The organism is Massilia brevitalea (assembly GCF_030711405.1).
GTDB classification, from domain to species: domain Bacteria; phylum Pseudomonadota; class Gammaproteobacteria; order Burkholderiales; family Burkholderiaceae_D; genus Telluria; species Telluria brevitalea.
Window position 1 is genome coordinate 50,600 of sequence record NZ_JAULSI010000021.1, and the last position, 20,244, is coordinate 70,843.

Annotated in this window: 18 protein-coding genes and 1 tRNA gene; 11 read left to right on the plus strand and 8 right to left on the minus strand. The window is 64.3% G+C overall.

Annotation, left to right across the window (positions count from 1 at the left end; genetic code table 11):
* The first annotated feature begins 13 nt into the window (after nucleotides 1-13).
* Complete coding sequence (locus tag QWL29_RS14755; protein ID WP_305823640.1) at nucleotides 14-1,333, plus strand: homoserine dehydrogenase; 1,320 nt, start codon at nucleotides 14-16, stop codon at nucleotides 1,331-1,333.
* Nucleotides 1,334-1,361: 28 nt separating this feature from the next.
* Here QWL29_RS14755 and QWL29_RS14760 read toward each other — a convergent pair whose 3' ends face one another.
* Entirely contained in the window at nucleotides 1,362-1,568 is a 207-nt protein-coding gene (locus tag QWL29_RS14760) for a hypothetical protein (protein ID WP_305823641.1), read from the minus strand.
* A gap of 321 nt (nucleotides 1,569-1,889) precedes the next feature.
* On the opposite strand from QWL29_RS14760, the gene QWL29_RS14765 reads away from it, so the two are divergent.
* The gene (locus QWL29_RS14765) at nucleotides 1,890-3,776 is read left to right on the plus strand and encodes an MFS transporter (protein ID WP_305823642.1); all 1,887 of its coding nucleotides are present in this window, start codon (nucleotides 1,890-1,892) and stop codon (nucleotides 3,774-3,776) included.
* A 71-nt stretch (nucleotides 3,777-3,847) separates the two neighbouring features.
* Nucleotides 3,848-3,924 (plus strand) — tRNA-Pro (locus QWL29_RS14770).
* 56 nt (nucleotides 3,925-3,980) lie between these two features.
* Here the strand turns inward: QWL29_RS14770 and QWL29_RS14775 are convergent.
* Nucleotides 3,981-4,754 (minus strand): AraC family transcriptional regulator, encoded by a 774-nt coding sequence (locus QWL29_RS14775; protein ID WP_305823643.1) that lies wholly within the window; start codon nucleotides 4,752-4,754, stop codon nucleotides 3,981-3,983.
* Nucleotides 4,755-4,876: 122 nt separating this feature from the next.
* Between QWL29_RS14775 and QWL29_RS14780 the strand changes: the two genes are divergently transcribed.
* Nucleotides 4,877-6,112 (plus strand): MFS transporter, encoded by a 1,236-nt coding sequence (locus QWL29_RS14780; protein ID WP_305823644.1) that lies wholly within the window; start codon nucleotides 4,877-4,879, stop codon nucleotides 6,110-6,112.
* Between the two features lie 134 nt (nucleotides 6,113-6,246).
* Here the strand turns inward: QWL29_RS14780 and QWL29_RS14785 are convergent, their stop codons facing one another.
* The 5 genes from QWL29_RS14785 to QWL29_RS14805 form a co-directional block, all read right to left on the minus strand.
* Nucleotides 6,247-7,344 carry a glycosyltransferase family 9 protein gene (locus QWL29_RS14785; RefSeq protein WP_305823645.1) on the minus strand — a complete coding sequence of 366 codons (1,098 nt, stop codon included), beginning with the start codon at nucleotides 7,342-7,344 and terminating at the stop codon, nucleotides 6,247-6,249.
* Nucleotides 7,341-7,901 carry a D-glycero-alpha-D-manno-heptose-1,7-bisphosphate 7-phosphatase gene (locus tag QWL29_RS14790; protein WP_305823646.1) on the minus strand — a complete coding sequence of 187 codons (561 nt, stop codon included), beginning with the start codon at nucleotides 7,899-7,901 and terminating at the stop codon, nucleotides 7,341-7,343. Before QWL29_RS14790 ends, QWL29_RS14785 begins: the two co-directional genes overlap by 4 nt.
* 134 nt (nucleotides 7,902-8,035) lie before the next feature.
* Nucleotides 8,036-8,989 carry a glycosyltransferase family 4 protein gene (locus QWL29_RS14795; protein WP_305823647.1) on the minus strand — a complete coding sequence of 318 codons (954 nt, stop codon included), beginning with the start codon at nucleotides 8,987-8,989 and terminating at the stop codon, nucleotides 8,036-8,038.
* A gap of 1 nt (nucleotide 8,990) precedes the next feature.
* Entirely contained in the window at nucleotides 8,991-10,022 is a 1,032-nt protein-coding gene (locus tag QWL29_RS14800) for a glycosyltransferase family 2 protein (RefSeq protein ID WP_305823648.1), read from the minus strand.
* A 379-nt stretch (nucleotides 10,023-10,401) separates the two neighbouring features.
* Entirely contained in the window at nucleotides 10,402-11,322 is a 921-nt protein-coding gene (locus QWL29_RS14805; protein WP_305823649.1) for a hypothetical protein, read from the minus strand.
* Between the two features lie 373 nt (nucleotides 11,323-11,695).
* Here QWL29_RS14805 and QWL29_RS14810 point away from each other — a divergent pair, with 373 nt between their 5' ends.
* The 5 genes from QWL29_RS14810 (at nucleotide 11,696) to QWL29_RS14830 (ending at nucleotide 15,420) form a co-directional block, all read left to right on the plus strand.
* The gene (locus QWL29_RS14810; RefSeq protein ID WP_229438950.1) at nucleotides 11,696-11,974 is read left to right on the plus strand and encodes a KGG domain-containing protein; all 279 of its coding nucleotides are present in this window, start codon (nucleotides 11,696-11,698) and stop codon (nucleotides 11,972-11,974) included.
* Nucleotides 11,975-12,218: 244 nt separating this feature from the next.
* Nucleotides 12,219-12,581, plus strand: a complete 363-nt coding sequence (locus QWL29_RS14815; RefSeq protein ID WP_305823650.1) for a hypothetical protein — start codon at nucleotides 12,219-12,221, stop codon at nucleotides 12,579-12,581.
* 94 nt (nucleotides 12,582-12,675) lie between these two features.
* Entirely contained in the window at nucleotides 12,676-13,797 is a 1,122-nt protein-coding gene (locus QWL29_RS14820) for a M14 family metallopeptidase (protein ID WP_305823651.1), read from the plus strand.
* Between the two features lie 4 nt (nucleotides 13,798-13,801).
* Nucleotides 13,802-14,278, plus strand: coding sequence for a CYTH domain-containing protein (locus QWL29_RS14825; protein WP_305823652.1), 477 nt, complete (start codon nucleotides 13,802-13,804; stop codon nucleotides 14,276-14,278).
* The gene (locus QWL29_RS14830) at nucleotides 14,275-15,420 is read left to right on the plus strand and encodes a serine hydrolase domain-containing protein (RefSeq protein ID WP_305823653.1); all 1,146 of its coding nucleotides are present in this window, start codon (nucleotides 14,275-14,277) and stop codon (nucleotides 15,418-15,420) included. Before QWL29_RS14825 ends, QWL29_RS14830 begins: the two co-directional genes overlap by 4 nt.
* 82 nt (nucleotides 15,421-15,502) lie before the next feature.
* On the opposite strand, the gene QWL29_RS14835 is transcribed toward QWL29_RS14830, so the two are convergent.
* Nucleotides 15,503-16,759 (minus strand): DUF2863 family protein, encoded by a 1,257-nt coding sequence (locus QWL29_RS14835; protein WP_305823654.1) that lies wholly within the window; start codon nucleotides 16,757-16,759, stop codon nucleotides 15,503-15,505.
* A 344-nt stretch (nucleotides 16,760-17,103) separates the two neighbouring features.
* On the opposite strand from QWL29_RS14835, the gene QWL29_RS14840 reads away from it, so the two are divergent.
* Together QWL29_RS14840 and QWL29_RS14845 are read left to right on the plus strand one after the other, a co-directional pair.
* On the plus strand, nucleotides 17,104-19,428 hold the full coding sequence (locus QWL29_RS14840; RefSeq protein WP_305823655.1) for a TonB-dependent receptor: 2,325 nt from the start codon (nucleotides 17,104-17,106) through the stop codon (nucleotides 19,426-19,428).
* 76 nt (nucleotides 19,429-19,504) lie between these two features.
* Nucleotides 19,505-20,185 (plus strand): Fe2+-dependent dioxygenase, encoded by a 681-nt coding sequence (locus QWL29_RS14845; RefSeq protein ID WP_305823656.1) that lies wholly within the window; start codon nucleotides 19,505-19,507, stop codon nucleotides 20,183-20,185.
* The last annotated feature ends 59 nt before the right edge of the window (nucleotides 20,186-20,244 follow it).

The following is a 20,244-nucleotide window of genomic DNA, read 5'->3' on the forward strand; positions in this document are numbered from 1 at the left end:
TGACACACTGCTCATGAATCCCATCAAAGTTGGCCTCCTCGGCATCGGCACGGTTGGTGCCGGCACCTTCAACGTCCTGCAACGCAACGGCGCAGACATCCGCCGCCGCGCCGGCCGCGGCATCGAGATCACCATGGTTGCCGCGCGCAACGTGGAGCGCGCTGCGCAATTGACCAACGGACAGGTCGAGATCGTCAACGATCCCTTCCTGGTGGTCGACAGCCCGGACATCGACATCGTCGTGGAACTGATCGGCGGCTACGAACTGCCGCGCGAACTGGTGCTGCGCGCGATCGCCAACGGCAAGCACGTGGTCACCGCCAACAAGGCCTTGCTGGCCCTGCACGGCAACGAGATCTTTGCCGCCGCCCAGGAAAAGGGCGTGATGGTCGCCTTCGAGGCGGCCGTGGCCGGCGGCGTGCCGATCATCAAGGCGCTGCGCGAAGGCCTGACGGCGAATCGCATCGAATCGGTGGCCGGCATCATCAACGGCACCACCAATTTCATCCTGTCCGAGATGCGCGACAAAGGCCTGGATTTTGCTACCGTCCTGAAGCAGGCGCAGGAACTCGGCTATGCCGAAGCCGACCCGACCTTCGACATCGAAGGCGTGGACGCGGCGCACAAGCTCACCATCATGTCGGCGATTGCCTTCGGCATTCCGGTGCAGTTCGACAAGGCCCACGTGGAAGGCATCAGCCAGCTGCAGGCCGACGATATTCTTTACGCCCAGGAACTGGGCTACCGCATCAAGCTGCTGGGCATCACCCGGCGTGTGCACACCGACGGCGTCGAAGGCATCGAGCTGCGCGTGCACCCGACCCTGATCCCCGCCACGCGCCTGATCGCGAACGTCGAAGGCGCCATGAACGCGGTGCTGGTACAGGGCGACGCCGTCGGCGCCAGCCTGTACTACGGCAAGGGCGCCGGCGCGGAACCGACCGCATCAAGCGTGATCGCCGACCTGGTCGACGTGACGCGCCTGGCCACCGTCGACCCCTACTGCCGCGTGCCGCACCTGGCCTTCCAGCCGAACCAGATGACCGACGTGGCCATCCTGCCGATGTCGGAAATCACGACCAGCTATTACCTGCGCGTGTACGTGAACGACCAGCTCGGCGTGATGGCCGACCTGACCCGCATCCTGGCCGACGCCGGCATCTCGATCGACGCCGTGCTGCAAAAGGAAACCCGCGGCGACGCCCGCACCGACATCATCATGATCACCCACCAGACGCGCGAAAAGAACGTCGACGCCGCCATCGCGCGCATCGAGGCGCTGGCTTCGGTGGTCGGCAAGGTGATCCGGATCAGGCTGGAAACGCTGAGCTGAGCTGCTGGATGGCCGGCGCCGCCGCGTCCTAGCAGGGCGGGCGGCCGCTGTCTGTCAGGCTCAGCTCGGCCAGGAATTCGTTATCGAACTCGTCCACGGTGGTGGTGATGGTGGGGGACGGGGCGCCGTCGTCGTCGAGCGAGGCGGTGGTAAGGTCGAGCAGGTCTTGCTCGATATCGTCGAGCAGTGCATCGGGTGCACGCTGCTGGAGGCTGGGGAGCTTGGGAGGATTCATCCGAGCATTCTACTCACGCTGCACTGCACAACAAGGTGGACGGAGATGGCGTTTGCGCTGCCTCAAACGCATTTTGGCGCCGTCAACCGAACTTCTTGCAAGGGTGGCGCCACGCACCTAGCCGGGCGCAGGGGCTGGTAGTGTTGCACTTGCTCGACCTCAACAACCCCGTTCGACCCCATGACAGCAGTATCGCGCACTGCTACCAGAAGTATTACTATCGGCGGCTGAATTGCTACACGGGAAATAGTTGTATTCAAGCCTGGCGAGGTATTGTAAATTACACACCGCCACCCGCACCGACGCCTACGAGACCGAAGCATGAGCCAATCGAGCCAGTTTTCCCTGTTGTCCCAACGCCGTTTTTCGCCGTTCTTCTGGACCCAGTTCCTGGGCGCCTTCAACGACAACCTGTTCAAGACGGCGCTGATGGTAACGCTCACCTATGACGCCTTGTCCTGGACCACGCTCGAGCCAAGCCTGCTGAACAACCTGATTCCCGGCCTGTTCATCCTGCCGTATGTCGTGTTTTCCGCCACTGCCGGCCAGATTGCCGATAAGGTCGAGAAGGGCAGGCTGTCGCGCTTCGTCAAACTGCTCGAAGTCGGCATCATGCTGGTGGCCGGCATCGGCTGGATGACGCATACCCTGTGGCTCCTGATCGCCGCCGTGGTCGGCATGGGCGTGCATTCGACCCTGTTTGGACCGGTGAAGTATGCCTACCTGCCGCAGCACCTGAAACCCGAGGAACTGGTGGGCGGCAACGGCGTGATCGAAATGGGCACCTTTGTCGGCATCCTGCTGGGCCAGGTGCTGGGTGCACTGCTCGTGGTGCACAAGCCCTGGGGCATCGAACTGGTGGCCGGCGCCAGCTTCGCCGTGGCGCTGCTCGGTTTGGTGACGAGCTGGCGGATTCCGGCCTCGCCGGCCCCGGCGCCGGAGCTGCAGGTCAGCAAGAATTTCATTGCCGAGTCGATCCGCAATTTGCGCTTCTCGGCCCAGAACCGCACGGTATTCCTGTCAATGCTGGGCAATTCCTGGTTCTGGTTCTACGGCGCCCTGGTGCTGTCGCAATTCCCACTGTATGCCAAGGATTACCTGCACGGCGACAACAGCGTGTTCGTGCTGCTGCTGACGGTGTTTTCGCTGGGCGTCGGCGCCGGCTCGCTGCTGTGCGAAAAGCTGTCGGGCCACAAGGTCGAGATCGGCCTGGTGCCGTTCGGCGCGATCGGCTTGTCGGTGTTCGGTATCGATTTGTACTTCGCCAGCCTGGCCTATACGAATACGGCGACGGTCGGCGCCATGGCGCTGCTGCAACTGCCAGGCACGCTGCGCATCCTGGCCGATGTGGTATTGATCGGCGTGTTCGGCGGCCTGTTCATCGTGCCGCTGTTCGCGTTGATCCAGACCCGTTGCGATCCGAAACACGTGTCGCGCACGATTGCCGGAATGAACATCCTGAACGCCCTGTTCATGGTGGCGGCCGCCGGCGTGGCCATCCTGCTGCTGGGGCAGGGGTTTACCATTCCGCAGATGTTCCTGGTCACTGCCTTATTGAATGCGCTGGTGGCGCTGTACATCTTCTCGCTGGTGCCGGAATTCCTGATGCGCTTCCTGGCCTGGCTGCTGATCCACACGATTCACCGCGTAAAAACCGTGGACGTCGACCGGATTCCGGACGAAGGCCCGGCCGTGCTGGTGTGCAACCACGTCAGCTACGTCGACGCGATCGTGATCGGCGCCGCCAGCCCGCGTCCGATCCGTTTCGTGATGGACCACCGCATTTTCAAGACGCCTTTCCTGGGCTGGATCTTCCGCACCGCCAAGGCGATTCCGATTGCGCCGGCCAAGGAAGACCCGTTCCTGATGGAGCGCGCCTTTATCGATATTGCCGAGGCCCTGCACCAGGGCGATTTGGTCTGCATCTTCCCCGAGGGGAAACTGACGCGCACCGGCGACATGAGCGAGTTCCGCGGCGGGATTTCGAAGATCGTCGAGCGCAGCAAGGTGCCGGTGATTCCGATGGCGCTGCGCGGGCTGTGGGGCAGCGTGTTCACGCGCGATCCGGGAAATGTGTTCGAACGCTCGCTGACGCGCGGTTTGCGCTCGCAGCTGTCGCTGGCGGTAGGCGCGCCGGTGCCGCCGCAGGAGGCGACGCCGGAGTACCTGTACGAACAGGTGAGCGAGTTGCGCGGGGACTGGAAGTAAGCTTCGAGCAAGACTGGAGTGTGACAAAAACCTAAGACATTTTTCTGTCTCTGGTATAATTGTTGACTAGTCGGGGCGTAGCGCAGCCTGGTAGCGTACGTGCATGGGGTGCACGGGGTCGGAGGTTCGAATCCTCTCGCCCCGACCAAGGAATCAGGGAAAAAGGCCAATCTTCGGATTGGCCTTTTTCTTTATCAGTGCTGGTTATTTGAAAAAGCTGGTCGGCGTCACGCCGAAATGGCGCTTGAACATGGCGGCGAACGCACTTGGGCTGGCATAGCCGCAGTCGAGCGCCACGTCGATGATCTTGTCGCCGTTCGCAATCCGTTGCAGTGCATGCAGCAGGCGCGCCTGCTCGCGCCAGGTGGCGAAGGTCATGCCGGTTTCCTTCACGAACATGCGGTGCAGGGTGCGCTCGCCGACGCCGATCGAGGCTGCCCATTGCGCGGCGCTGCTTGATGCAGCCGGCTTGGCGCTCAGTTCGCGGCACAGCGTTCTCAAACGTGGATCGTCCGGCATCGGCAGGTGCAGCGGCAGCACGGGGGAAATGCGGATTTCGTCGAGCAGCAAATCGAGCAGGCGGGCGTCGCGTCCTTGCGGCGGTGTCGAGGGCGAAATGCGCACGGCCTCGACCAGCAGTTCCCGCAGCAGCGGGGATACATTCAGCACACAGCTTTCGGTGGGCAGGGTCGGTATTTGCGCAACATCGATGTAAGCCGTGCGGATCAGCACATCGCCTGACATGGTGACATTGTGACGCAGGCCAGGCAGCATCCACAGGGCGCGGTTCGGCGTGACGACCCAGGAGCCGGCGTCGGTATGCACCAGCATTACGCCCTCGGTTGCATACAGCAATTGGCCGGTCGCATGCATGTGCCAGCCGGTGGAGGTGCCGGCGGACCGGCGGTCTTCCATCACGACGATAGCACGCGAGGACGGCGCAGGATGCGATTGTTTTTCGGAAGAGTGGACTGACATGGCAGGAATTCTACAGCTGGTGACGGCTTAGCGGGAGACGGCCACCAGCGGCTCGACTATGCTCTAGTCTTGCGCCGATCCCATTACTTGGGCCGGGCGCCACTCACCTTTCCGTTCTTTTCATGACTGCACAAGCTTCCCAACCCGGTACGCCGGACGCACCGACGTCCCTCACTGCCGAGAAGCCGCACGGCTTCCTCCTGCCCATCGTCGGCGGCGCCGCGGTGGCGCACCTGCTCAACGACATGATCCAGGCCATGCTGCCCGCGATCTTCCCGATGCTGAAAGCCAGCTTCGCGCTGGACTTCGGCCAGATCGGCATCCTGGCGCTGGTCTACCAGATCACGGCGTCGCTGCTGCAGCCCTGGGTCGGCATCTACACCGACAAGCATCCGCAACCCTGGCTGCTGCCATCGGGCATGGTGATGACGGCGATCGGCATCGTCCTGCTTGCCACCGCCGGCAGCTACGAGATGTTGCTGGTGGCGGCAGCCGTGATCGGCGTCGGTTCCGCCACCTTCCACCCCGAAGCCTCGCGCATCGCGCGCCTGGGGTCGGGCGGCAAGTTCGGCACCGCGCAGTCGACCTTCCAGGTCGGCGGCAATTCCGGCAGCGCGATCGGCCCGCTGCTGACGGCGGCGATCATTATTCCGCACGGCCAGGCGGCGGTGGCCTGGTTCCTGGTGGTGGCCATCGTCGCCATCCTGGTGCTGCGCCGCCTGAGCATCTGGGGACGTCACCACGGCGCGGCCAAGGCGAAAAGCCTGTCGCAAAGCCAGGGCGCGGGCCTGGACCGGGCCGATGTGGTCCGCGCGGTGGCCGTCATCTGCATTTTGATGTTCGCCAAGTTCGTCTACATCGCCTCGTTCACGAATTACTTTACCTTCTACCTGATCGAGCGTTTCGGCCTGAGCGTACAGCACAGCCAGATGTTCCTGTTCATGTTCCTGGCGGCCGTGGCGGCAGGTACCTTTGCCGGCGGACCGGTGGGCGACCGCATCGGCCGCAAGGCGGTGATCTGGATCTCTTTCCTGGGCGTGGCGCCGTTCGCGCTGGCGCTGCCTTACGCCAACCTGTTCTGGACGGCAGTGCTGGCAATTGCCATCGGCCTGGTGATGTCCTCGGCCTTTGCCGCGCTGGTGGTGTATGCGCAGGAAGCGGTGCCGGGGCGCGTGGGCATGGTGTCGGGTTTGATGTTCGGGCTGATGTTCGGCATCGGCGGCATAGGCGCGGCCGGGCTGGGCGAGCTGGCCGACAAGCACGGCATCGTCTGGGTGTACGGCGTGATTTCCTTCCTGCCGCTGCTGGGCCTGGCCACGGCCTTCCTGCCGAATGCACGCAAGGCCCAGCAAAGCTGAACGGCGGGCTCGAACCGGAAGGCATTTCGGTCCAAGGGGCAAAGCCGACGCCGTTCGAGGGCACGATCTTCGCAGCAATGACAAGCCGGAGAAGGAAGCGGTGCGCCAGGCCGTGGACAACTGGATCCGCAACATCACGCCATGCGCATCTTCTTTCGCCGATAAGGCTCGGTTTGCTTGAGCAAACTGCAGACGGCGTCGACCACCTGGCTCGGCGCGAGTTTTTCCAGGCAGTCGTGGTGGCCTTGTGGGCAGACGCTGCGTTCGCAGTTGCGGCAGTCGACGTCGTGGTTCAGCACGCGGCTGGGTACGCGCCACGGCGTGTGCTGCGGATTCGTCAGCGCATACAGGTCGACCACCGGGGTACCCACTGCCGCCGCCAGGTGGGCCGGCCCGGTGTTGTTGCTCACCACCAGCGAAGCTTGGGCCAATAAGGCGCCGAGTTCGCCAATGTGCAGTTGTCCGGCAAGCGAATGGATATGGACTCCGGCGCCGATCTGCCCGATCAGCGCCACTTCGTGCGCCGCGCCGGTGAAGACCAGCGGGCACCTGACGCGTTCGCCCAGCGCACGCACCAGGGCCTGCCAGTGGTGCGGCGGGTAGCGGCGCGACGGGGCGCTGGCGCCGGGATGCAGCACCAGCCAGCGTCCATCCGGATCGATCCCCATAGCATGCAGCCTGACGCGCACCGCGTCGAGATCGGCAGGCGCGGGCGTGAAGGCCAGCCGCTCGTCGGCAATCTCGGCGCCGACACGGCGCACCAGGTCGAGCTGGCGCTGCACTTCATGGCGCACCATGGCGCCGGGTTCCGGATCGGCGATCCAGTCGCTTAACAATTGGTAAGGATTCTCGCGGCAATAGGCCAGGCGCAAAGGAATGCCGGCCAGCTGGCAGAGCAGGGCGGCGTGCAGCGCGCTCTGGCTATAGCCGGTGAATACGACGGCGGCGTCGAAGCGGTGTTCGGCCAGGGTGGCCACGATTGGATCGCGCTGCTGCTCGGGCTGTAATGCAGCGCCGCTTTTCATCCACGGCGCCTCGTAGGCGATGACGGCGTCGACATCGTCGAGGTAGGGCGCAAGCGCCGCGCCGGCGGGCGACGTGAGCAGGGTCAGGCGGCGCTCGGGGTGCTGGGCACGCAGCGCGCGCATGGCCGGCGTACACATCAGCACCTCGCCGAATGCGTCGAGGCGCACGCACAGCACGTGCCGGGCCTGGTTCCAGAGGTGTGTCATTCGTTGTCGTGTCCGGCAATGAGCACGGCGGCCGAGTACAGGTCGGGCGCCATGCGGGTAGGGATGCGGCGCGGTCCGAGCCGCCATTCGCTTTCGTTGCCGTTGTCGAGCAGGATGGTGCGGCAGCCGGCGCGGTTGCCTGCTTCGACGTCGTGCAGGATGTCGCCGATCATCCAGGACGAGCGCAAATCCACGCCGTGCTCGATTGCCGCCTTCAGCAGCAAACCCGGCAGCGGCTTGCGGCAGTGGCATTCGATGGCATACGGCGCCACCGTGCCGCCGGGGTGGTGCGGGCAATAATAAAAACCGTCGAGCATCAGGTTTTCGCGGAACAGCAAATCGGCGATGCGGTCGCCGACCACGTGCATGGCGTCTTCCGGAAAACGGCCCTCGGCAATGCCGGACTGGTTGCTGACCACGAACAGGCGGTAGTCGAGTTTCGCCAGCAGGCGCAGCGCCGGGCCGGCGCCGGCGGCCAGGCGGATGCGGCGCGGTTCCACGTTGTACGGCAGCTTGTCGATCAGCGTGCCGTCCTTGTCGAGAAAGATTGCTTTCATCGTTGAGCATTCTTGCCGCGCAATGCAGTGCTGCCATTCGCCGTCCGAGCGGTTTGCCGCATTCTTGTGTGCCTTGCTGCCATATCTGCTCCTGGAAAAGGGGAAATCCGCTTGTGTCGAAAAGAGTGCCTGGATCAAGTGCCCGTTACCTGGCGCAGGGCGGCATCCCAGTCGGCGCTGAAACGCTCGATCGAGAAGCGTTCCTGGGCGCGGCGCCGGCCGGCCTGGCCGATGTCGCGCGCCAGCGAAGGACTGCGCAGCAGTTCGCGCATGCAGTCGGCCAGGCGCTCGTAGCGGGTGTCGGAATAGCCGTTGGCGCCGTCCTCGATGACGGTGGCCATCTCGGCGGTGGCAAAGGCCACCACGGGAATGCCGGTCATCATGGCCTCGATCACGGCCAGGCTCAGGCTGGCGTAGCGAATCGGGCTGAACAGGAAGCGGTAATGGGATGCAAAGGCCGGCAACTGCGCATGCAGGACTTCGCCGATGCCGCCCAGCTCTTCGGCCGCCATGCCGACCAGGTCGAGCGGCACTTCGGCGCGTGCGCGCAGGAACAGGTCGGCCCCCATGCGCCGCCCGCGCCGGCCCAGGTGGTTGCTGACGGCCAGGCCACGCTCGAGATCGCCGCGGTAGCGCACGTTGTCGGGCACCAGCACGCCGTGCTCGATGACCGCGGTGGGCGTGCGGCCGTTGTCCCACATGAGCGCGTTGAAGGGCGTGACGTGCACCAGCAGCACGTTCGGATCGTCGACCGGATGCGGGGTATCGGTTGGGTGGGCGCGCGGCGGATCGTGCTCGAGGTAGATGCGCGGCAGCGCGCGCTGGGCGGGCGTGAGGAAGGCGTACTGGTCCTTTTCCCATTGGTGGTCGTCCTGGAACAGGATGCAGTCGAACTCCTGGCCGCGCAGCTGCGCCAGCGGCAGGTCGTGCACGTTGTCGCTCCAGGGCATGTGGCCGCAGCGCCCGCCATAGCCGGGCGGGCGGCCCGGCTTGGACAGGACGTAGAAGTCGTGCGGCGCCTGCGACAGGTAGTACAGATAGCTGCCGTGGGTATGCCAGGTCAGGACCTTGAGTCGGCGCATAGACACCTCAGGTGAAGCGGACGCGGTAACGGACGGCTCCGGCCAGGCGCCAGAACACCGCCAGCGGAGGAATCAGGGCCGAGGTGACGATCATCTCGGCGATATGGGATGCGGTTTTCGCGGTGCCGCGCAGGCGCTGCAGGCACAGGCGTGCAGTGAGCACCAGCCAGGCCAGGCCGGCCACGCCGAATACCGGGGCGCTGCCGGCCAGCCAGCCGGCCAGGGCCAGCAGCAGGGCGGCCACGGCCAGGTAATGGTCCCAGCGCGGCGCGGGCTCGACCTTGGCGCGGTACAGGCCGGGATGCTTCTTGTAGAGCAGGGCGTCGAACACGGCGCGCCGCGTGTGCAGCAGGCTTATGCCCCAGGGAGCGGGGCGCAGCGGATGCACCACCAGGGCCTGCGGCGCGCGCACGATGCGGGCCTCGATGCCGAGCAGGCGGAAGTGCAGGTCGGCATTCTCGCGGCAGGGTTCGGTGAAGCGTTCGTCGAAGCCGTCCAGGCGTTCGAGGATGCTCTTGCGGCAGAAGCAGTTGGCGGCCACGAACTCGGCGGTTTCGAGCAGGCGCGCGGTGCGCTGGTAATCGGTGGGCGTGGCCGGCAGCGGCATTTCCACGCGCCCGCAGAGGACGTCGACGTGTTCGCCGAAGGCGGCCAGCCCCTGTGCCAGCCAGGTGGGCGAGGGCACGGTGTCGTCGTCGGTAAAGGCGATGATCGAGGCTTGCGCCGCGCGCCAGCCGAGGTTGCGCGCCGCTGCCGGGCCGTGCTGGCCGGAATTGGCGATGTACACCAGGCGCGGCCCGCGCTCGACGGTGCGGGCGCGCCAGCCCGCCACCAGGTGCAGGGTGTTATGGTTCGGTTCGTCGTCGACGACGATGACTTCGTAGGCGCCAGCCGGCAGGGTCTGGCGGGTAAGGGCGTCGAGGCAGCGGTCGAGCAGGTCCATGCGCCCGCAGGTGGGCACCACGACCGATATGCGTAAGGCAAGCCCGAGCGATGGCCCGAGGCCGGTGCCGGCAATTCCTGCATGCGTTTCCTCCATTGTCGCCTCCCTGTGTCGGCCCACTGCTCGCCGAGGCTCGACGGCAGTGCGCATTCAGGGTGATTCGATTCCAGGACAAACGGTCGAGTTCCTGCGTGATGGCGTGTTCTGAATCTGAATCAAGTGTCGACGTCGTCTCGACACACTTTGCAGGCCGACCAACGCGCGAAAAGGCGTCGAATAATTTCACAATATTTCTTTGATGGAGAAAGATCAGTCCTACATGAAGGACGTGAAAATACGGGCTCAGCATTCATTCAGGCGGCATGAGAGGGGTTGCCGCGCGCATAAAAAAACCGGCTGCCTCGCGGTAGCCGGTCAAGAACCCCGGCCGAAGCCAGGGCTTATGGGAACTGGTGCATGCCGATCCTGATCAGCCTTATTTGCGCGAGAAACCGGTGTCGTCGTCCATCTTGCGGTCGCCGGCCAGGCGGTTGGCGCCGGCCGGGCTCTTCGGATAACCGCCGGCGGCGTCGTTCGACTGGTGCACCGGATTCGGCTCGTCCTTCATGCTGGCGCCCGGTTGCCACTCCTGGTTCTCGGTACGCGGCCCCGCGTTGCCCGGGCTGCGCGGCAAGCCGCCGGCGACGTCGTTCGACTGGTGCACGTCGGCGCCCTGTTCGCGGCCTTGCTCGCCGGTCTGCGAGCCGGCGCGGTCGGTGCTGTCCTGCCTTTCCCGCGCAGGGGAGCGCGGCAAGGCTTCGGCATGCTGGCTATTGCCCTGCTGGGCCGCTTGCATGGCCTGGCCGCCATAGGCCGGCTGCGAGGCAGGTTGCGAGGTGGGCTGCGCAGTAGGCTGCACTACGCCGTGATGATGGCCGAGCGAGCCGCCCTGCAATTCAGGCTGGCGAGGATCCTGGGGATTCATGCTTGCAGCCTGGGCGTTGCCGGAATGCCCACCCTGGTGCGGTGCGACCGATACGCCGCTGCCGGCGGCGCGGTGGCCACCAACTGGCTGCTCCAGCTCGCCCCAGGCTTGCGAATGCTGTTCCATCTGGCGCTGGTGGCTGTCGGTGATGCTTTGCGTCGGGCCGCTGCCGCCGCTCTGCTGGGTTTGCATCGAGCCGCCCGGCAGGTCCCAGCGGCTGCTTTCCTCGGTCCAGGGGCCGGGGCCCACGCCGCTTTGCTGGGTGCCCATCTGGTCGATGCCCTGGCGGCCCTGCTGCTGCGAGGCGCCTTGCGGGTAGGTGTGGTCGAGCGGGGCGTCGGGCGCGGTCTTGCCCTTGGCATTCGCGTTCCACTTTTCGTTGCCGCCATTGTTGGTCTGGTTGTTCATCTCGCTGCGTTGATTCGCGTCCATGACGTTTCCTTTCACAAGACTGGTTGCTGGCGCGGCCGCCCGGCCAGCTGTTGCTGCTCACTGTTGCTGCCCGCTGGCGCCGCCCGATTCTGCCATGATGCGCGCGTCGTCCGATGTCCAGTATAGGAAGACGTTGCGGTAGTGTGTAGGACTACAACTGATGGGCATTTTTTCCTATTGACACTACCTTTCGTAAGTGCATTTTCTCTTGCGTGTCGTCCTACAAAGTCATCTGAAAATGTCCTATACCCTCATCCAATCGCCCTGCCTAAGATGATTCAACCGAACACTCATCGGCGTTGGCGGATGGGACTGGGCGGTAGCCTGCCGCAAGACGCGGCGGTTTCCACAAGTGAACAGGGAGAACACGATCATGGCTTCGAGCAATCAAGGTAACAAGCAGGGCGGCAATCAGTCCAATAGCCAGAGCAGCGGCACCCGCAACCGCGGCTTCGCTTCGATGGATCCGGCACGCCAACGCGAAATCGCCAGCCAGGGTGGCAAGGCAGCCCACCAGAAGGGCACCGCACACGAATTCACTTCGGAAGAAGCACGCCGTGCAGGCAGCATGAGCCACGGCAACCGCCAGTCCGCCAGCGCCGGCTCGGCCAGCGGCTCGCGTACGTCGTCGAAGAGCCGCAGCACGAAGTAAGCGTGCCGCGCCGATGACATTGCGCGCCTCCAGCCGTCGATAGTGCGGTTGGCAAACACATGGGTGATGGAAGGGAACGGGGAGCTGCATGCTCCCTGTTTTCTTTCCGCGATAGTTTCTGAATGCACACAATTCGACGATGGGATCAGGTAGAATCGCTGCGCCCTTTTTCCAATCAAATCAAACCAAGCTGAGGAACCTCGTCGTGAAAGAAGCGGTCATTCGTCAAGTCAAGAGCCTGTCCATGTCCTGCGATCGCGTGGGCAATTCGCTGCTCGCGAAATTTTCCGCACACGGCGCCAGCGATGTCTCCCTGCATATTCCCGCCAGTATCGTGTTCTGGCTGAACAAGCACCTGCCGGTGAACCAGGACCCGACCCTGCAGCCGCCGCCGGCCGCGCCACAGATCACCCAGTTCGACTGGGAAAACCCGAACAACCCGCACGCCATCAGCCTGAATTGCCGCGAGCTGCCGGGCAAGCTGCGCATGCAGTTCAACCTCGACCGCAAGCCCGACCTGGTGCTGGTGCTCGACCGCAGCAACGTCGAGCTGCTGCGCCAGATCCTGATCATGTACAGCCGCGAGCTGATCGACCTCGACGCATAAGCCTTTATCGCTGCTGCTCGGCAGGGAAGGGCATGGCGCTGCCGAATCCAGTATCATGCTTCACTTTGTGAACGGGCCAGAAAAGGGATCAGCCATGCCTATCAAAATCAGCCAGCATTTCGACTCCGGCGCCATCGAGGTGGTCGCCGCCGAGAACGCGAAACAGATCGATGTGAACCTGCGCCGCGACAACAACGCGGACATCCACCAGTGGTTCCACTTCCGCCTGCAAGGCGCGCGCGGCCAGGCCTGCACGATCCGTTTCCTGAATGCCGGACAGGCAACCTACCCGAAGGGCTTCCAGGATTACCAGGTGGCGGCCAGCTACGACACCGAGAACTGGTTCCGCGTGCCGACCAGCTTCGACGGCCAGGTCATGACCGTCAATCACACGCCCGAGCTCGACAGCGTCTACTACGCCTACTTCGAACCCTACACCTGGGAGCGCCACCTGCGCCTGCTGGGCGAAGTGGCCGAGAACCCGATCGCGCGCGTGCTTGATATCGGCACCACGGTCGACGGCCGCGACATGAACCTGGTCGTGATCGGCAATCCTAACGCCGAGAAAAAGATCTGGGTTATCGCGCGCCAGCATCCGGGCGAAACCATGGCCGAGTGGTATGTCGAAGGCATGATGGATGCACTGCTCGACGACGCCAACCCGGTTGCACGCAAGCTGCTGCAGCGCGCCGTGTTCTACATCGTGCCGAACATGAATCCGGACGGATCGGTGCGCGGCAACCTGCGCACGAACGCCGCCGGCGCCAACCTGAACCGCGAATGGATGACGCCGACGCTCGAGCGCAGCCCGGAAGTGCTGTGCGTGAAGAACAAGATCCACGAGACTGGCGTCGACATGTTCTTCGACATCCATGGTGACGAGGCACTGCCGTACAACTTTGTGGCCGGTAACGAGATGCTGTCCGACTTCGGCCCGGAGCGCCAGGCGCGCCAGAACGCCTTCGTCCAGCAGTACATGGCGGCCAGCCCGGACTTCCAGAACGTGTACGGTTACGCGGCCAGCAAGTACAATGAGGAACTGCTGACCCTGGCCTCGAAGTACATCGGCCACACCTTCAAGTGCCTGTCGCTGACCCTGGAGATGCCGTTCAAGGACAACGCCGATTTGCCGAACCCGCACACCGGCTGGAACGGTGCGCGCAGCGCGGCCCTGGGTGCGGCGATCCTGCAGCCTATCCTGCAATCGCTGGACTGAGCCAATGGGCGTCGAGATCGAACGCAAGTTCCTGGTCGATGGCGACGCCTGGCGTACGCTGGGGCAAGCGACCCTGCTGCGCCAGGGTTACCTGAGCACGGATGCAGCGCGCACCGTGCGCGTGCGCATCGATGGCGAGCAGGCTTTTCTTACCATCAAGGGCAAGAGCGTGGGCGCCAGCCGCGGGGAATGGGAATATCCGATTCCCGTGAGCGAGGCTGCCGAACTGCTCGACGGCCTGTGCCAGCAGCCGCTGGTCGAAAAGGTACGGCGCCGCATCGCCATCGGGCCGCACACCTGGGAAGTCGATGAATTCCTGGGCGCGAACGCCGGCCTGGTGGTGGCCGAGATCGAACTGGCTTCCGAGGACGAAGCCTTTGAGAAGCCCGACTGGCTGGGGCGCGAGGTGACGGGCGATGCGCGCTACTTCAATTCCAATCTGATTCGCCAACCATATTCCCAATGGAAGGATCCTGCATGACCTTGATTAGCCGGCGCACCGCGCTTGCCCTTGGACTCGCGTTGTTGCTGCCGGCCGTGGCCGGGGCCGCCGACAAGCCAGCCTACTTTCCACCGGCAGGCGAGTGGACCCACAAGGCGCCTGCCGAACTCGGCATGGACCCGGCCGCACTCAGCGCCGCGATCCAGTATGCCCAGTCGCACGAAACCGAACGCGCACTCGACTTTTCCGACCAGGACAAGACCTTCGGGCAACGCCTGGGTTCGATGCCGACGCGCCGCGCCCACACGAATGGCGTGGTGATCTACAAGGGCTATGTGGTGGCCGAGTTCGGCGACACGCATTTCGTCGATCCGACCTATTCGGTGGCGAAGAGCATGCTGTCGACGGTGGCCGGCGTGGCCGTGCGCGAGGGCCGCATCGGCCCGCTCGACGAGCCGGTGGCCAGGCGCGTGAACGACGGCGGCTATGCCTCGCAGCGCAATGCCCAGGTGACCTGGAAGCAGCACCTGCAACAGGAAACCGAGTGGGAAGGCAGCCTGTGGGGCAAGAACGCGGACTTCGTCGGCAAGGAAGCGTTCGGTGCGGGCGAGCGCAAGCCGCGTACCCTGGCGGCGCCGGGCACGCACTACGAGTACAACGACGTGCGCATCAACCGCTTCGCGCTGTCGCTGCTGCGCGTGTTCGACAAGCCGGTGCCGGAAGTGTTCCAGGAACAGGTCATGGACCCGATCGGCGCCTCGAACACGTGGAAATGGGTGCCTTACACCAACAGCTACGTCGAGCTGAACGGCAAGCTGGCGCCTTCGGTGAGCGGCGGCACGCGCTGGGGCGGCGGCATGTGGATCGATTCCTGGGACATGGCGCGCTTCGGCTACCTGTGGCTGCGCGGCGGCCAGTGGAATGGCCGCGCGATCCTGCCCGCAAGCTACGTCAAGGACGCCTTGACGCCGAGCGCGAACGGACCGGACTACGGTTACCTGTGGTGGCTGAACACCAAGGGCAAGAATTTGCCGGGCCTGCCGGCGAACGCCTATGCAGCGCTGGGTGCGGGCAGCAACACGATCGTCGTCTCGCCCGACCACGACCTGGTGGTGGTGTGGCGCTGGCATGCGGGCAACCCTGCCGAATTCACCAAACGCGTGATCGAGGCGATTCGCTGAGCGATCAACCCGGCACAGAAAAAACATCGCCCGCTACCGCCTTCGAGGCAGTAGCGGGCGATGTCGTTTACGCAGCGGCGTGTTAGTGGAAGTGCTCGCTGCCGGCAGGCGCGTCGTCCGGCATTTCGGCATGCACCAGTTCGCCCGACGGATCGGCGAACAGCGGCGCGCCGCAGTCGTCGCAATACTCGACCACATAGGTTTCGTTGATGCGTTTGACGTGGGTGACGCCGGCTTCGTTCAGGTAAGCGATGATTTCGTTGACCGGAGTCAGCGGAGGCGGCAATGCACCACCGAAACCGCCTTCCAGCGGCGTGCCTTCCTCGTCTTCCTGGCCATACAGCGGCCAGACGATGCCGTACACCACTTCCGGACTCTGGCGCAGCGTGAAGCCGACGCGGTATTCGTCGACCTGGCCATCGGCCGCTTCCTCGCCGAAGCCGGCGATCACGGCGCGCAGGTCGGACGGCTCGAGGTCGAGGGTATTCGTGAGGTAATGGACGGCGGCGCGGATCGACACCGGGCGGATCAGTTTATCGGCTTCGCGGCAGGCCACGTAATACGCCTCCGGCAGCAGCAGCTCGACGCCGCAGCCCGGCAGCAGGCGCACCACGTTGGCGGTGGCCTGGTCGCGCCAGGCGCTCAATGCATTGTTGCGCTCGGCGGCGAAGTTCAGCTGGTGCTGGGCTTCCTGCCAGCGGAACAGCGGAGCGCCGGCCGGGGCGACGATGGCCACCAGCAGGTAGCGCGTGTCGGCCAGGAAGGGTGCGGTTTCCGGCGCACGAACGGCCGGCTTGACGCTGCCGCCCTTGTGCGCGGCAGCGGCCAGCTTGTGGGTCAGGCCATAGGTCTCGGCATGGGTGCGCGGCAGCTGGTCGATGGCGTACAGCGTCGGCGCCATTGCCACGCGCGTGCCCTCGGCCAGCAGGTGGGCCGAGAAGTGGGCCTGCAAGGTCGTCAGCAATTCCGGCGGGATCGTGCCCGAGCCAATCGAAAAGCGGGTCCAGGCCAGGATGGGCGCGGCCACCAGCACGGCTTGCCAGGTGACCTCGGCGCCGTCCTGCTGCTCTATCATCGTCGACGATTCGCTGACCGCCTCGACGCCGTCCATCAGCACGTCGTAGGCGGCAAGCTCGTCCTTGAACAAGGCGTTGAGTGCGGCGTCGATGCTGTCCTGATGATTGGTCTTGAGCAGTTTTTGCAGTTGCGTGTCCAGTTGCTTTTCCCAAATCCGTTCTTCGACGCGGCTGGCGGACTGCACGATGGCCTGGGCAATGCTGGAGAGACGCTGGCTTTCTGCGGAGAGTTTGTTGGATGAATCTTTGGAAGGACGACGCATGGCGCTAGGGAGTCTCTTGTTTAAATGGGTGAGGATCGAAAGTCCAAGGGGTCATGATAAACCCATATCTCCGGTATTGTAGTTGATTCGGCCACATGCCATGAACACAACGGTTCCAGGGCGCCAGATGTTGCGCACGGGTTTGGTATCCCGAGGGTTGTGGCGAAAAGCGCACGTCTTTCCCGGTCGACTAGCGTAGAAATACGGGCAGCCAGTCTCGCTTCTTGCCAAATACAAGAATAAAAATCATAATGCGAATCGTTCTCATTATATTTACGTATATCTCGCAGCAGTTTTTTGTATTTTCGCGACGATTTACCACATAACAAAAACGATCCGACAACATGAACAAGCACACTGCAGCGCCAGTAAGCCAGAACACCACCCCCTTCATCCGCAGCCGCAAGCACGTACGCAACGCTCCCGCCCTCACCGGTTCCGCCCTGGCCGTGCTGGCCACGCTGGGCGCGCCGGCAGCCCTGGCCGATACCGGCCACAAGGACATCGACCCGGCAGTGCCGGTAGTCGAAGTCACCGGCGTCAACCGCCGCGATGTGCAGGCCCCGGTCGCATCGAGCTCGGACAAGTTCACTGCGCCGCTGCTGGACACGCCGAAGTCCGTCACCGTCATCGGCCAGGAAGTGATCGCGCAAACCGCCGCCGTGTCGCTGGCCGACGCGCTGCGCACCGTGTCGGGCATCACCATCGGCGCAGGCGAGGGCGGCAACCCGGTGGGCGATAACGTCTTTATCCGCGGCTACAACGCCCAGACCGACACTTATGTCGACGGTATCCGCGACGCCGGTTCGCAGTCGCGCGAGATATTCAACCTGGAGCAGGTGGAAGTCGTGAAGGGCCCGAACTCGGCCTACGGCGGACGCTCCTCGGCCGGCGGCGGCATCAACCTGGTCAGCAAATCGGCCCAGCTCGAGAATTTCTCGAACGCCACTGTGGGCGTGGGCAGCCACGACTACCGCCGCGTCACCGGCGACCTGAACCGCACGCTCGGCAACGACATTGCCTTCCGCCTGAACGTGATGGCGCACGAAAACAACGTGGCCGGCCGCGACGTGATCGGCGGCGACCGCTGGGGCATCGCGCCGACGGTCACCTTCGGCCTGAACGGTCCGACCAAGGCCATCCTCAGCTATTACCACCTGAAGACGAGCGAGATCCCGGACACCGGCATCCCGTTCAACAACCCGTTCTCGAGCGGCGCCAACGTGCGCCTGAACGGCAACGGCACCCCGATCGATGTCGACCGCTCGACCTTCTACGGCCTGGTGAACCGCGATTTCCGCGACACCGAGACCGACATCGGCACCGTCGACCTGCGCCACGACTTCGGCGGCGGCCTGGTGCTGCGCAACGTCACGCGCTACGGCAAGACGCAGAACGACTATGTCTGGACCCAGCCCGACGATTCGAAGGGCAACATCCTGCTGTACGGCACCGTCTGGCGCCGCACCAATACCCGCATCACCGATACCGAGACCGCGGCGAATGCCACCAGCCTGTCGGGCAAGCTGACCACCGCCGGCATCAAGCACAGCTACAACGTCGGCGTCGAGTTCAGCCGCGAAACGACCGAGCGCGGCAGCTATGTATTCACGCCAGGCACCAACAACCTGCTGACCAACAACACTGTCTGCGCGACTTCGGGCGCGGCCACCGGCTACAACTGCGCGCCGCTGAACAACCCGAACCCCTACGACCCATGGGTAACGACGCGCACCCTGTCGCCGGCCCGCACCGGCATCGAGACCCGCACCCGCGCCGTGTACGGCTTCGACACGGTCGAGTTCAATCCGCAGTGGCTGCTGAACCTGGGCGCGCGCTGGGACGACTTCTCGAGCGAGCTGAACGTGAGCAACGCGCCGGCCTCGCGCGCCCGCGTCGAGAGCAGCTTCGACACCTACCAGGCCGGCCTGGTATTCAAACCGGTGACCAACGGCAGCATCTACCTGTCCTACGCCACCTCGGCCACGCCGCCTGGCAATGACGGCGGCGACGGCCTCGATGGCCTGACGGTCGCGATCCAGAACCTGGAGCCGCAGACCAGCAAGAACTTCGAGCTCGGCACCAAGTGGGAAGTGCTGAACAACCGCCTGTCGCTGAACGCCGCCATCTTCCAGAGCAAGATGAACAACGCGCGCGTCACGGCGCCGGACGGCAGCACGCAGAACGTCGGCAAGAAGGAACTGAAAGGCGTCGAGCTGGGCTTTTCGGGCAAGCTGACTAATGCTTGGCAAGTGTTCGGTGGCTACACCTACCTGGATGCGACGGTCGAGGACAATGGTTTCGTGAATACCGGCACCACTGCCGCGCCGGTCTGGAGCGCCTCGCCCTACAACGGCAACGCCTTCCCGACCACGCCGAAGAATGCGGCCTCGTTGTGGACGTCCTATGCCTTCGGCAAGAACATCACCGCCGGCGTCGGCATGAACTACGTCGACCGCGTGTACGCCAACGTGAACAACACGAAATACGCGCCGAGCTATACCCGCTTCGACGCCATGGCCAGCTACGTGCTGAACAAGAACGTGTCGGTCCAGCTGAACGTGCAGAACCTGGGCGACAAGGTCTATTTCGACCGCGTGTCGTCGCCGCACTACGCGGGCGTAGGCGCTGGCCGTTCGGCAACGCTGACCGCCAACCTGAAATTCTAAGGTCGGCATGGTGCACGCGGCCCTCCCTGCCAGCAGCGGGGAGGGCCGTTTTCTTTTCTAGAAAAGGAATACGAACATGATGGTGCATATCCCCGGCGTCCTGAGCCGGGAGCAGGTGGCGCAAATGCGCAGGCAGCTCGACGAATCCGATTGGGTCGACGGCCGCGCCAGCGTGGGCGCGCAGGGTGCGCAGGTGAAACGCAACCGCCAGCTGGCCGAGGGTTCGCCCCTGGCCATGGAGCTGGGAAACGCGGTCAGCGCGGCGCTGATGGCCAATCCGCTGTTCTTTTCCTCGGTGCTGCCGCTGCGCATCCTGGCGCCGTACTTCAACAGCTACGGCGGCGGCGAGCACTACGGCCTGCACGTGGACGGCGCGATCCGCGCCCAGCGCCCGGGCATGCCGGCCTTGCGCGCGGATGTGTCGACCACGGTGTTCCTGAGCGACCCGGACGAGTACGAAGGCGGCGAGCTGGTGGTGGTCGACGCCTACGGTACGCACGAGGTGAAATTGCCTGCGGGGGATGCGATCGTGTATCCCTCGGGCAGCGTGCACCAGGTATTGCCGGTGACGCGCGGCGAGCGGATTGCTTCTTTTCTCTGGACCCAGAGCATGGTGCGCGATGACCTGAAGCGAGCGATGTTGTTCGAGCTCGATACGCATATCCAGGCGTTGCGCGGCGCGCATGGCGAGTCGGACGCCACGGTGGGTCTGACCGGGCATTATCACAACCTGCTCAGGATGTGGGCGGAAGTCTGAGTCGGCAGTCCCCAGCCACAGTCCATTCGGCACACCGGGCAGGCAGCGCGCCCAACGCT

Bases quoted from the DNA above. Each gene is read 5' to 3' on its own strand.
- QWL29_RS14815 (WP_305823650.1), top strand. From the start codon at position 12,219: ATGTCCTGCGATCGCGTGGGCAATTCGCTGCTCGCGAAATTTTCCGCA.
- QWL29_RS14810 (WP_229438950.1), top strand. From the start codon at position 11,696: ATGGCTTCGAGCAATCAAGGTAACAAGCAGGGCGGCAATCAGTCCAAT.
- QWL29_RS14785 (WP_305823645.1), bottom strand. From the start codon at position 7,344: ATGACACACCTCTGGAACCAGGCCCGGCACGTGCTGTGCGTGCGCCTC.
- QWL29_RS14820 (WP_305823651.1), top strand. From the start codon at position 12,676: ATGCCTATCAAAATCAGCCAGCATTTCGACTCCGGCGCCATCGAGGTG.
- QWL29_RS14790 (WP_305823646.1), bottom strand. From the start codon at position 7,901: ATGAAAGCAATCTTTCTCGACAAGGACGGCACGCTGATCGACAAGCTG.
- QWL29_RS14825 (WP_305823652.1), top strand. From the start codon at position 13,802: ATGGGCGTCGAGATCGAACGCAAGTTCCTGGTCGATGGCGACGCCTGG.
- QWL29_RS14845 (WP_305823656.1), top strand. From the start codon at position 19,505: ATGATGGTGCATATCCCCGGCGTCCTGAGCCGGGAGCAGGTGGCGCAA.
- QWL29_RS14775 (WP_305823643.1), bottom strand. From the start codon at position 4,754: ATGTCAGTCCACTCTTCCGAAAAACAATCGCATCCTGCGCCGTCCTCG.
- QWL29_RS14755 (WP_305823640.1), top strand. From the start codon at position 14: ATGAATCCCATCAAAGTTGGCCTCCTCGGCATCGGCACGGTTGGTGCC.
- QWL29_RS14830 (WP_305823653.1), top strand. From the start codon at position 14,275: ATGACCTTGATTAGCCGGCGCACCGCGCTTGCCCTTGGACTCGCGTTG.
- QWL29_RS14780 (WP_305823644.1), top strand. From the start codon at position 4,877: ATGACTGCACAAGCTTCCCAACCCGGTACGCCGGACGCACCGACGTCC.
- QWL29_RS14840 (WP_305823655.1), top strand. From the start codon at position 17,104: ATGAACAAGCACACTGCAGCGCCAGTAAGCCAGAACACCACCCCCTTC.
- QWL29_RS14805 (WP_305823649.1), bottom strand. From the start codon at position 11,322: ATGGACGCGAATCAACGCAGCGAGATGAACAACCAGACCAACAATGGC.
- QWL29_RS14835 (WP_305823654.1), bottom strand. From the start codon at position 16,759: ATGCGTCGTCCTTCCAAAGATTCATCCAACAAACTCTCCGCAGAAAGC.
- QWL29_RS14760 (WP_305823641.1), bottom strand. From the start codon at position 1,568: ATGAATCCTCCCAAGCTCCCCAGCCTCCAGCAGCGTGCACCCGATGCA.
- QWL29_RS14765 (WP_305823642.1), top strand. From the start codon at position 1,890: ATGAGCCAATCGAGCCAGTTTTCCCTGTTGTCCCAACGCCGTTTTTCG.
- QWL29_RS14800 (WP_305823648.1), bottom strand. From the start codon at position 10,022: ATGGAGGAAACGCATGCAGGAATTGCCGGCACCGGCCTCGGGCCATCG.